This window comes from Microcystis sp. M061S2 (assembly GCF_020245605.1).
In the GTDB taxonomy this organism is placed as follows: domain Bacteria; phylum Cyanobacteriota; class Cyanobacteriia; order Cyanobacteriales; family Microcystaceae; genus Microcystis.
The window spans coordinates 17,774-29,164 of the sequence record NZ_JADBUP010000110.1 but is presented as its reverse complement, the minus strand read 5'-3'; the positions used below and the strand labels follow the sequence as shown (position 1 = coordinate 29,164).

The following is an 11,391-nucleotide window of genomic DNA, read 5'->3' as shown; positions in this document are numbered from 1 at the left end:
CAGATTTTAAACAGTATCACAAAAAAACTCTTTTATTACGCTGGCAACACTATCTCATTGTGGCGATCGCTGTCTCGTGAGAGTATTGGCAAAAATAAATAACCCTTTATTGTATCACGAAAGACTTTTGCAAGAGGTCTAATGATGACACAGCTAGTCTCTCTGCTATAGTATAAAAATGTAGCTATACAGCAGGTAGCGTCTCAGTCTGACCTCCAACTGGGAAAACCATCCATTACGTTATTGGTCTGCTATCTCATAGGGAGATCGCAACCGCTGTAACTGATTGAAAAATCCCTAAATAGCTAAGTACCTAAGCAAAATTAATTACACATATCTAACCCCCTCCTTACCTCTTGCCCCTTGCCTTTTGCCTTTCTTCACTGGGAAATTTATTTTGCACGACTACTTATCAACCAAGTCATTGTTACTTCACAAAATTTTTAATTGTGTTATTCAAAAAAAGGATTTAGCCATGCCTAAAATAAAATTGCCTGAAGCAGATTTGATAAGACTGAGAAATTTTCTGGGGGGTCTCAAAGATGAAAATGATAAAAAAATAACTCAAGATGATATGGCAAAAGCTCTGAATTATGGCGACAAAAAAACTATCTACCGCCATGTTTTTGACCGCAACAGTCAAGAAGTAAACAGTGATACTGTTGAACTGATTTGCAAATGCTTTAATATAGATCTTGCCCAGGGTGTTGATCTGGATTTGTGGGAACAACTGAAAAGAAATGTTAAAGCCAAAAATTTAACAGTAAAAATTAGTTACCCTCCTGAGTTCAAATCTTTAATTGAGTCTCGTACTAAGCGATTTGTGGGACGGGAGTTTGTAACTCAAGCTTTCGACGAATTTCAGAAAAATAACGATCGCGGTTACTTTACCGTATTGGGGGAACCGGGTACAGGGAAAAGTGCGATCGCTGCTAATTATGTTATAAACAATCAGGCGATCTGTTATTTTCATATTGCTAGTCAAGGAAATAATACTCCTGAGAAGTTTTTAAACAGTATTCGAGAGCAACTTATTCAGCATTACAAATTATCTAACGTCAATAGTGCTAATTTAGCCACCCTAGTCAACTTAGTGGCAGAGAAGTTATCATCCAGTGAACCTTTAGTGATTGTGGTGGATGCTTTAGATGAAGTGATACAAGAGGTTGGGGCAGAGAATATTTTATTTTTACCAAGAAACTTACCCCAAAATGTCTATTTCTTCTTAACCAGAAGGAATTATCGAACGGATAGAGAAAGAAGGCTTTTTACAGAAGTATATACTCCTCAACATGAATTGGATTTACGTCAAATGAAGGATATTTCTCAAAATGATATTAAAGAACGTATTGGGTTATTCCTGAATGACGACCCTAAGTTACAAGTATGGTTAAATCGTAATTCCTATACACCAGATGATTTTATCAAGAAGGTATCTGAAAGGGTTGTTGATAACTTTATGTATTTAGTTTGTTTAATGGACGCACTCACCAGAGAGCAATATACTAATTTTAATTTAAATGATTTACCTACAACTCTCAAAGATTATTATGATTTGCATTGGGAAAGAATGGGCATGAATCGTCCAGAAAACATTCACAAAAAGAAAATTTTATACTTGCTCAAGGAAGCTAGACAAAAAAAAGGAAATATCTATGATGAATTTATTGTGGAGATATTTACCATTGACATTGATATTTTAGATCAAGTAATAACGGAGTGGTATCAATATTTGCGAGAGGAAGAAAATGAGGATTCAATTTATTATGATTTTTATCATCAAAGTTTTTTTGAATATTTAACTAAAAGAAAAGAATTAAATAGTGAGCAGAAAATTTTTCGGGAAGTCAATGAAGCTCTAAATCGTCGCTGGGAACAAAATGATCCTGATGAATACCAGTTTAATTAGCACTTAATGAACTTGTAAACCACATTTCCTATCTAAAAATGGATAAAAAAGAACGACAATTATATTTGGCGACAGTTCCCAGTAGTGCCTTTGAGTCTGGGAATCTCAAGCGTTACTATGGATGTTTAACCTGTTATCCTTTTATTTCTGATAAATTAAATCATCCGAGTTTTGATGTGCAAGATGTCATAAATGACTATGATTATGTTCATCAATCTGATTTACGGGAGTATCCTAATTATGATGCAGAAAGAACAGAAGCCTTAAAGCTAATTCAAGAAACGTTTAGGTTATCTGCTCATATTTTAAGGGAGCATCCTGAGCAGTTAATTTCTCAGTTATTAGGTAGATTATTTTACCCATCTTTGTTAGAAAATTCTTATATTCAATCTTTTCTAGAGCAGGCAAAAGCGAAGATAGTTCCACCTGCTTTAATTCCTTATTTGGGAAGTTTACAGCCACCATGTACCAGTTTAATTCGTACTCTCACTCACCACGGCGGAAATTCGTCTTTTTGGGGCAAAATTTCGTCTTTGGCAATTACCTCTGATGGCACTAAAATTATTTCCACTCAAGACTGGATAATTAAGGTATGGGATTTAGCAACTGGGAAAAAATTATATGACTTATATAATTTTTCAGAAGATCAAATTTTGCAATGGACTAATCTTGACGAAGTTTCTTTGGTGGCTTTAGCAATAAGACAATCGGTAACTTCGCTAGTAATTACGCCTGATAGCAATGAAATTATTTTTGGTGACAGAAATAATACAATTAATGTATGGAATTTAGCCACTGGAAAAAAAATACGTACTCTTTCTAGCCATCAGTTTGCGATAACCTCGTTGGCAATTACCCATAATGGGAATAAAATCATTTCTAGTAGCGAAGATAATACAATTAAGGTCTGGGATTTAGCTACAGGACAAGAATTACTTTCTATTTCTACCCATCAGAACAGAATAAGTTCATTGGTAGTTACCCCTGATGGCACTAAAATCGTTTCTGGTAGCAACGATGGGACAATTAAGATATGGGACTTATATACAGGACAAGAATTACTTATTCTTATCGATCATTATACTTTAGCAATTACTCCTGATAGCACTAAAATTATTTCCTCTCAAAACGGGATAGTTAAGGTATTGGATTTAGCCACTGGAAAAAAAATACGTACTCTTACTCTTTCTAGCCATTATAATTCAATTTCGTCTTCGGCGATCACTCCTGATAATACCAAAATTATTTTTGGTTATTCTGATGGCATGATTAAGATATGGGACTTATGTACAGAACAAGAATTACTTACTCTTATCGGTCATCACGGCAAAGTGTCGTCTTTGATAATTTCACATGATGGGAGTAAAATAGTTTCTGGTAGTTACGATAAAACAATTAAGATATGGAACTTAGCCATAGAGAAAAGAATGCTTACTCCTATTGATTATTCAATAGGAGACAAAATATATTCGTTAGCCATTACTCCTGATGATAATATCGTGATTTTGGGTTTTTGGAATTACATTAAGGTGTGCAATTTAGCTACTAGAAAAGAAATAAAATTATATAATGTAAGTGGTATTCCAAAGATCTTAGCAATTACTCCTGATGGCACTAAATTTATTTTGGCTCTAGGCTGGTGGATTAAAGTATGTAATATAACCAGTGGAAAAGCAATACGTACTCTTCCCAACTGTGCTTATTTTATAAAGTACCTTATCGCTAACTTTAGAGAGAACCTTGTAAATTTGATGTTTTACTCTATAAATACAGTAACTGCCTCTGATGGCACTAAAGTTGCTATTAGCAGAGATAAGACAATTAAGGTATGGGATTTAGGCACAGGAAAAGAATTACTTACTCTTTCTGGTCATCAGAACCCTATAAATTCGTTAGTTATTTCTCTGGACGGCACTAAAATCATTTCTGGTTGCCAAGAGGGAATAATTAAGGTATGGGATTTAAGCACTGGAAAAGAATTACTTACTCTTAATAGTCGCCAACAAGGGATAGATTTATTAGCCATTACCTCTGATTGCAAAAAAATTGTTTTTATAGCTACTTTTAGGACAATTAAGGTATGGGATTTAGACACGGCAAAAGAATTACTTACTTTTAATAGTCATCACAGCACAATATCGTCTTTGACAATTACTCCTAATAATCAATATGTTATTTCTAGTGGCTTAGATTCTAGTGGCTTAGACACAACCATTAAAATATGGGATTTAGATACGGGAGAATGTCTCACTAGTTTGGTTAATGATTGCCCTATTATTTGTTGTGCAATTTATCCTGACAGCAAAAAATTAATTGCTGGAGATGAAGCAGGGCGGTTACATTTTTTAGAATTAATTGTTTAATCTCTAGTGCGAGCTAGGGAAGAATTATTTGCGCTCAATCTGTTTAACCCTAAATAGATTTAGGATTTTGGCGATCGCCTCTAGCTCTTGAAAAACAGGATAATTCCGTGAGTAATAATAGAGTAGAGAGTTTATTTGAATAGACATAGACGAAAGACCTGCAAATTAGACCTCTTGCAAAAGTCTTAAGTCGATCCTTGTACAGCAACATTTTTGAAGATTATCAACTACTAATAAATAATTAACTGAAAGTCCCTCCCATTATTGTTTCTATCGTTTGTTTTCGGATTTATGCAAGAGGTCTATTGTCTAAATCGAGATATCTAGCTGACATCGTGACTGTGAATTTCTCCACAGTCAATACTAAAAATTTATTTAGAATCATATAGGACTTACGCAAGATGTGACTGAAAACCTTATTCTTGCGTAGGGGTAATTCATGAATTACCCCTACTTTCGTTCCCTTTTGCGTAAGTCCTGTCATACTGTTTGACCTAGAGTAACACATAAGTTACTATAGCAGTATGTCTATTATCAAAGTTCAAGAATATCTTCAAGAAGATGGTTCAAGTCCTTACCAAGAATGGTTTAATAGCTTGGATACCCAAGCAGCTGCGAAGGTAACAGTTGCTAAGTCTCGTTTGGAATTAGGCAATACATCAAATGTTAAATGGTTTGATGGAATTGGGGAATATAAGATTGATTGGGGTCCAGGATACCGAATTTATCTAGCTCAAGATGGTAAACAGCTTATAGTTTTATTTGGTGGGGGAACAAAGAAAAATCAGCAATCTGATATTAATCGTGCTAGAGAATTATACCAAGAGTACAAAAGACGAAAAAAAGAAATTAGCAAAGAGCAAAAATTTGACAATGATAGTAGAGAGAAAAGGTAGTTATTATGGCACTAACTAGAGACTTTAAAGAAACCGTTAATGCACGAGTGCAAAGAGATTCTGAGTTTGCGATCGCTTTACTTGATGAAGCTATTTCTCTTTTCCTGAATGGTGAACCAGAAACAGCAAGACTGATTTTGAGAGATATTGTCAATGCAACAGTAGGTTTTGAACAGTTAGCAATTGAAACTTCTAAACCTAGTAAAAGTTTACATCGGATGTTATCAGCCAAGGGTAATCCAACGATGGATAATTTGACTGCTATTTTCAATGTTTTGCGGAAAAAACTGAATGTTGATATTAATGTAAAAACGACGGTTATTTACCATTAAAATTCCATTATCTTGAATAAAATAGCGATGGTGCGAAGCGAACTGACAAGTCAGCGCTTGCGCTATCGCATTTCCTCACATTGACAAAAAAAGACGATTCCTACGGAGTTCTTCGCTATTAAACCAGCGAGTCATAGGATTTTATGATTCACTGGAAATTTTGATTGTAGATGATTTTGGGGTTAAGGTGTTGGAATAGATCAACATTTACGCCCGAATTACAGTAATTCTATACTGATTTTCCGTCACCAACACCTCAGTTGATAACCTTTCTTCCATTGGTAAAGCATTTTTCCGTCTATCAAAGATAAATAACCAACCAAAATCTAAACCCAAACATCCTAAATAAGATTCTAATTGTTCAATTCCATCAGCTTGCGGATCGCGTTTTTTATCCCGCCATACTTTCAATTCAATCCCTAAAATTACATCTTTATAACGCAGACATAAATCCATTCTATCACTACCAATTGCATATTCCCTTTCTAAAACTCCCCCACCATTAACCACACGATGTAAAAAAGCCATTAATACAATATGGGGGGCAATTTCATGGTAAGCAGCACTACTTAATAATGGTTCGACCTGTTGTCGCCAAAACTTGAGAAATGCTGTTAATAAAGCATCTATATTTAATTCACCTTTTGCCGTCAACCAACTAGGAATAATTAAAGGTAAACTATCCTGAGTTCCTTGTACTAAAACGCGGGGAATTACTTCACGATATATGGGGTTAGAAATAACTAATCCCCCCATCGGATCACGTCGTAATAATCCTAAATCTATTAAATATTGGCGATCATCTGCTAGAGTATCGGGTAAGGTTTGCCCTGCTAAAATCGGTTGAATAATGTTTTTAACTCGTTTTTCTCTGAGTTTTTCCGCTAAACTATCTAAATGAGTATCCTGACGATTAATTAATATTTGTTTGGCTGTTAAGATATGTTCTTTAGTAATAGCAATAATTCTATTTTTTACCATTTTTTCTACAATTTCTTTAGCTAAAGCATTGACTAGCCAAGGTTGTCCTTGGGTTAAATCATAAGCTGTTTCTATTGCTTCTGATGTGAAAATTTGTCCAGTTGCTGCTGTATGTTGTTGATATAATTCTCCCACTTCTTCGAGATTAAAATTTCTCATAGTCAGAGAAGCAACTTTGATATTAAAAGGACTGGATGTATTTAATCTATCACTACCTCCCGATGCTACTTTATAATCTCTCACATCTCGTAAACCAATTAATCCTACTGACGAGGGAAAATTTTCTGGACGTTTAGGAAAACCATCTCTTAACTGTCGTAAAATAGAAATTAATGTTTGGTCTTGTAAAGAGTCAATTTCATCTATAAATAATACTATGGGACGATTGATGGCTTTTGCCCAACCTCTTAAAAAAGCCTTAATTCTGCTTCCTGGTTCTTCCTGTTGCCATTGTTTAGCAGCTGGTTGTAATTCGGTCGGTAAACTATCCTCAATTGTATTATACCATGCCCCTAAAATTGCTAATTCTGCGGCAGTAGGATCATGATTAAATGCACTTCCTACTTCTACGGATACCATGACTGCGGCATAATTTCCGGTATCGGTAAGTTGTTTTGCTAGGGATAACATAGCGGTGGTTTTCCCCGTTTGTCGTGGTGCGTGAAGGACAAAATAACTACGTTGTTGAATTAGCTCCTCTAAATCTGGTAATCTGACTGTGGGAGAGAGCATATAGTGGATATCGTCTGAACAGGGACCTGCAATATTAAACCAGCGAGTCATAGAATTTTGGTAATAGATGAACTCTTTAAGTTTAGACATTTTTTATGCTCCCGATACATTATTAAAACCACTAAATTTGCTAATGAGAGTTGGTTAATTCGGCAATTAATTGTTCAGGAGTGATAATTCGTGGTGTGACAATGGGGAAATCTTGAGGATTACGGGTAATAATTGCATCCAATTTATTAACTACCGCAGTAGAGTATTGAATAGAATCTTCAAAATCCTGAAAATTGGTTGTGAAAGCCATTATAATTGCAGCCTGATTTACTGTAGCAATTTGACAAAAAGTAATTAACTGCTTTAAATAAGTAAGCGTCCAATCTCGACCTCTTGCCTTACGGATAATATAATACAAATCACTAAAAGTTGAGGCGGAAATATAACCTGCAATTGTGCCTTTTTCAATTAGTGATAAAACTTGTTCACTTGCATTCCAAAAAGGTTCTCTTTCTAAGGCATTATCAATAATGATATTAGTATCTATCAGGATTTTCACAGGTTATATTTCTCCTTTAAATATTCATATTTAGCTTGATCTGGATCAAAGTCTGCCGGAATGGCAGGGGCATTTTCAAATAAACCCTGAAATGCTTTGATCCTAGATTTTCTTTTTGGTGTTTCTGGTGCTGGTTCAGTGGTTGGGGTTGTGGTATGATCAAGGGTGTCTGTGGCTGCCCAAACTACAATTTCCACGTTTCCGGGGGGTAAATTCAGGGGTTCGGTAATCAGCAAGTTACCAGATTGATCAATTTTTCCTTTGAGTTTGTATGCTTGCATGATGTTTTTTATGATACTCTGTTTTTATATCATATCATAGTGAACAAAATTCACGCTCTAAATTTGGGTTTAAATTATGATAACTACACTCATTGAACGAGAAGCAGAACCAATTTTAATTAGTGACTTAACCTGGAGAGAATTTAAAGCTGTTGAACAGCTAATTGATCGCCCAGGGTTAAGGTTATCTTTTTTAGATGGAGTTTTGGAGATTAGAAAAATGCCAGGGAAAAAACACGAAACTATCAAAGAACGTATTGGTGCTTTACTAGAAATTTATTTAGAATTTTTGGGATTAGATTTTACTCCTACTGGTTCTGTCACCTTAGAAAATGAATTTGAAAAGGTTAAAAGAGAAGGTGATAAATCCTATGAGTTGGGAGCCAATAGAAAACATCCTGATTTAGTGATTGAGGTGGTTGTTAGTAGTGGAGGAATTAATAAACTGGAAGCATACAAACGGTTACAAATCCCTGAAGTTTGGTTTTGGATGAATGATGAGTTATTGTTTTATAGTTTAGGAAATGAGGGATATAAAGCTGTTAGTAAATCGCAACTTTTACCGAGTTTAGATGTAGGTTTATTGATGCGTTGTATTAACACAGAAAATCATGCTCAAGCACTGCGGGAATTTAGAGCAGGGATAAAAATTATTGAATCAACATAACAATATAAAATGGTAATTTTTTCTGCCTATATAAAGATTATGGGTTAACTTAACAGTTGCAGAATGCCGAGAATTAAATTCTCAATATTCCATCACAAGGGAACAAGTTTTTAACCGTTTCATCGCCTCCGTATTATTAGAAGAAAGACGAGCAGGTAATATTCCTGCTTAGGAAGGAATTAGGATTGTAAGAGAAAGAATTTAATAGCGATATTAATCATTTAAAAGACAGTATTTTTGGGAAAATGCTCTCATTTCATCAACTCAATAACCAATCTAGATGATCCTGTAAACATTGCTTGAGGTCGTAGCGTTGCTTGATAGTTTCCCTGGCATTTAAACGCAGATTTTGCCAACCCTGGGGATAATCTAACACCTCATCCACGCGATCGGCTATTTGTTGGGGAGAAAAGAAATCCACTAATAAACCATTTTCCCCATCGGTAATTAATTCTCGCACGGGGGGAGTATCGGAACCAATCACGACGCAACCCATGGCCATAGCCTCTAACATTGACCAAGACAGCACAAAAGGACGGGTAAGATAGATATGGGCTGCCGATGCCTGTAAAACCTGTTTATATTGACCGTAGGGCAGAGAACCGGTAAAATGCACCCGGGATAAATCCAAAGAAAGGCTTTCTAACATCAATTGTTTATAGGTTTTGCCGTCCGGTAGAGTTTTCCCATAAGCGACCCGATCCTCCCCGACAATCACCACATGACAGTTAGGCCGACGGGCTAAAATTAGGGAAACAGCCGTCATAAATTGGGGAAAACCGCGATAGGGTTCCATTCCCCGGGTTGCATAGGTGACAATCTCCTTAACACCCGATAAATCTAAACCTATCTCTGGAATCACTAACTGCACATCGGGACGGGGACAGAAATAGTCCGTATCGATGCCATCGTGCAAAACCGTCAGTTTCGAGTGAAATTCTGGGGGAAATTGTTGTTTTTGCCAGATAGTCGGCGATAAACCTCGATCGCAACTGACCAGATCGATGAGGATCGTCGCATTTTTAATTCTAATCCGGGCTTCGGCATCAGCATTAAGGGGATCCGCCGGATCAAAATCAGCATCGGAACCATGGGCATGATAAAACCATTCAAAATAGGCTAAAAACTTAGTTTTCGGGAAAATATCCTTGATAAATAGGCCCGGCCCCCAGCCAGAATGTGCATAGACAATATCGGGATAAAATCCTTGATTTTTCAGTTGTTGGCAAACACCATAAACCGCTTGACCTTGTAAAACCGCACTTTCGAGGGGACGGACATAATGATGGGTTTGGGGAGAAACAGCGCGACTTTCCTTGTAAATAAATTTTTTTACCCCCGCTATCTCCCCCTCTTGCCTGGTAGTGCCGAAAATAACTTGATTTCGGGGGTCTTGAGCCAAAACCGTGCTTAAATGGCGAAATTGGGCGGGAAAATTGGAATGAAGGAATAAAAATTTCATCGCGGGTAAAGGTTTAGAAAAAGCGATCGCTAATCGTACATTGTCCCTGAAAACGGAGCAGATGATCGCATAATACCAAAGCCATCATCGCTTCCACCATGGGGACGGCCCGGGGTAAAACGCAAGGATCGTGTCTTCCTTTGGCTGCCAGGGTGGTTTCTTCCCCGGTGCGCGTCACGGTTTTTTGTTCTTTACCGATAGTCGCGGTCGGTTTAAAAGCGATGCGGATAATAATATTTTCACCGTTACTGATTCCCCCTTGGATACCCCCCGAACGATTGCTAGTGGTGCGAATTTCCCCGTTATCATCGATAAAATACTCGTCATTGTGTTCGCTGCCGGTTAAGAAGGTTCCCGCGAATCCCGATCCGATTTCAAATCCCTTACTCGCGGGTAAGGACATCATCCCCTTAGCTAAATCGGCTTCTAGCTTATCAAAAACGGGTTCTCCTAGACCTTTCGGCACATTTCTGGCTACACATTCCACCACACCGCCGATCGAGTCCTTATCCAGGCGAATTTGGTCGATCAGGGCGATCATTTTGGTGGCCGTTTCCCCGTTGGGACAACGCACTATATTACTTTCCACCTCGTCGAGGGTGACGGTGTTGGGGTCGATGATTGCCTCAAGATCTTTAATTCGCTTCACATAGCCGATAATCTCGACATTATAGACAGATTTAAGGATTTTTTTAGCGATCGCTCCTGCAGCCACCCGGCCGATGGTTTCCCGGGCCGAGGATCTGCCTCCTCCTTTCCAGTTGCGAATGCCGTATTTTGCCTCGTAGGTGGCATCCGCGTGGGAAGGTCGGAATTTCTCGGCCATTTCGTTGTAATCTTGCGAACGAGCATCCTGATTCCGCACTAGAATAGCGATCGGTGTACCGAGGGTTTTACCCTCAAAAACGCCGGAAATTATCTCACAAATGTCATTTTCCCGACGCGGGGTCACGATTCTGCTTTGTCCCGGTTTGCGACGGTCTAAATCGATTTGAATCTCCTCTTCAGAAATTTCTAAGCGCGGAGGACAACCATCGATAACCACTCCTACCCCACCCCCGTGAGATTCTCCAAAAGTGGAAACCCGAAATAGTCGTCCGAAAGTGTTACCCATAATCTCAATATCTACTAAGCCTCAAGCTTTTATTGTACCTGAGCGGTTATCAGTTATCAGTGATCAGTTATCAGTTATCAGTGATCAGATGTGAGTTTTTAGTG

The 11,391-nt window shown here is 37.5% G+C and carries 11 protein-coding genes; 5 read left to right on the top strand and 6 right to left on the bottom strand.

Annotation, left to right across the window (positions count from 1 at the left end):
- Positions 1-475 precede the first annotated feature (475 nt).
- Entirely contained in the window at positions 476-1,909 is a 1,434-nt protein-coding gene (locus IM475_RS18105; RefSeq protein WP_287728623.1) for a P-loop domain-containing protein, read from the top strand.
- A gap of 38 nt (positions 1,910-1,947) precedes the next feature.
- Positions 1,948-4,272 (top strand): WD40 repeat domain-containing protein, encoded by a 2,325-nt coding sequence (locus IM475_RS18100; protein WP_287728622.1) that lies wholly within the window; start codon positions 1,948-1,950, stop codon positions 4,270-4,272.
- A 24-nt stretch (positions 4,273-4,296) separates the two neighbouring features.
- Here IM475_RS18100 and IM475_RS18095 read toward each other — a convergent pair whose 3' ends face one another.
- Positions 4,297-4,419, bottom strand: coding sequence for a hypothetical protein (locus IM475_RS18095; protein ID WP_287728621.1), 123 nt, complete (start codon positions 4,417-4,419; stop codon positions 4,297-4,299).
- Between the two features lie 377 nt (positions 4,420-4,796).
- Here IM475_RS18095 and IM475_RS18090 point away from each other — a divergent pair, with 377 nt between their 5' ends.
- Together IM475_RS18090 and IM475_RS18085 are read left to right on the top strand one after the other, a co-directional pair.
- The gene (locus IM475_RS18090) at positions 4,797-5,168 is read left to right on the top strand and encodes a type II toxin-antitoxin system RelE/ParE family toxin (RefSeq protein ID WP_002754997.1); all 372 of its coding nucleotides are present in this window, start codon (positions 4,797-4,799) and stop codon (positions 5,166-5,168) included.
- A gap of 5 nt (positions 5,169-5,173) precedes the next feature.
- Entirely contained in the window at positions 5,174-5,500 is a 327-nt protein-coding gene (locus IM475_RS18085) for a helix-turn-helix domain-containing transcriptional regulator (protein ID WP_002754998.1), read from the top strand.
- Between the two features lie 207 nt (positions 5,501-5,707).
- On the opposite strand, the gene IM475_RS18080 is transcribed toward IM475_RS18085, so the two are convergent.
- The 3 genes from IM475_RS18080 to IM475_RS18070 form a co-directional block, all read right to left on the bottom strand.
- A complete protein-coding gene (locus IM475_RS18080) occupies positions 5,708-7,264 on the bottom strand; it encodes an AAA-like domain-containing protein (protein ID WP_287728625.1) in 1,557 nt (518 codons plus the stop codon).
- 79 nt (positions 7,265-7,343) lie between these two features.
- Positions 7,344-7,763 carry a type II toxin-antitoxin system VapC family toxin gene (locus IM475_RS18075; protein WP_002756819.1) on the bottom strand — a complete coding sequence of 140 codons (420 nt, stop codon included), beginning with the start codon at positions 7,761-7,763 and terminating at the stop codon, positions 7,344-7,346.
- Complete coding sequence (locus IM475_RS18070; RefSeq protein WP_002755003.1) at positions 7,760-8,044, bottom strand: hypothetical protein; 285 nt, start codon at positions 8,042-8,044, stop codon at positions 7,760-7,762. Before IM475_RS18070 ends, IM475_RS18075 begins: the two co-directional genes overlap by 4 nt.
- Before the next feature lie 76 nt (positions 8,045-8,120).
- Here IM475_RS18070 and IM475_RS18065 point away from each other — a divergent pair, with 76 nt between their 5' ends.
- Complete coding sequence (locus tag IM475_RS18065) at positions 8,121-8,711, top strand: Uma2 family endonuclease (protein WP_149977974.1); 591 nt, start codon at positions 8,121-8,123, stop codon at positions 8,709-8,711.
- A 259-nt stretch (positions 8,712-8,970) separates the two neighbouring features.
- Here the strand turns inward: IM475_RS18065 and IM475_RS18060 are convergent, their stop codons facing one another.
- A complete protein-coding gene (locus tag IM475_RS18060) occupies positions 8,971-10,173 on the bottom strand; it encodes a glycosyltransferase family 4 protein (protein WP_287728620.1) in 1,203 nt (400 codons plus the stop codon).
- Between the two features lie 13 nt (positions 10,174-10,186).
- A complete protein-coding gene (gene aroC / locus IM475_RS18055) occupies positions 10,187-11,287 on the bottom strand; it encodes a chorismate synthase (RefSeq protein WP_287728619.1) in 1,101 nt (366 codons plus the stop codon).
- Between the last annotated feature and the right edge of the window lie 104 nt (positions 11,288-11,391).

Coding starts and splice junctions, on each gene's coding strand:
- IM475_RS18065 (WP_149977974.1), top strand. CDS start 8,121: ATGATAACTACACTCATTGAACGAGAAGCAGAACCAATTTTAATTAGT.
- IM475_RS18080 (WP_287728625.1), bottom strand. CDS start 7,264: ATGACTCGCTGGTTTAATATTGCAGGTCCCTGTTCAGACGATATCCAC.
- IM475_RS18105 (WP_287728623.1), top strand. CDS start 476: ATGCCTAAAATAAAATTGCCTGAAGCAGATTTGATAAGACTGAGAAAT.
- IM475_RS18090 (WP_002754997.1), top strand. CDS start 4,797: ATGTCTATTATCAAAGTTCAAGAATATCTTCAAGAAGATGGTTCAAGT.
- IM475_RS18060 (WP_287728620.1), bottom strand. CDS start 10,173: ATGAAATTTTTATTCCTTCATTCCAATTTTCCCGCCCAATTTCGCCAT.
- IM475_RS18100 (WP_287728622.1), top strand. CDS start 1,948: ATGGATAAAAAAGAACGACAATTATATTTGGCGACAGTTCCCAGTAGT.
- IM475_RS18095 (WP_287728621.1), bottom strand. CDS start 4,419: ATGTCTATTCAAATAAACTCTCTACTCTATTATTACTCACGGAATTAT.
- aroC (WP_287728619.1), bottom strand. CDS start 11,287: ATGGGTAACACTTTCGGACGACTATTTCGGGTTTCCACTTTTGGAGAA.
- IM475_RS18085 (WP_002754998.1), top strand. CDS start 5,174: ATGGCACTAACTAGAGACTTTAAAGAAACCGTTAATGCACGAGTGCAA.
- IM475_RS18070 (WP_002755003.1), bottom strand. CDS start 8,044: ATGCAAGCATACAAACTCAAAGGAAAAATTGATCAATCTGGTAACTTG.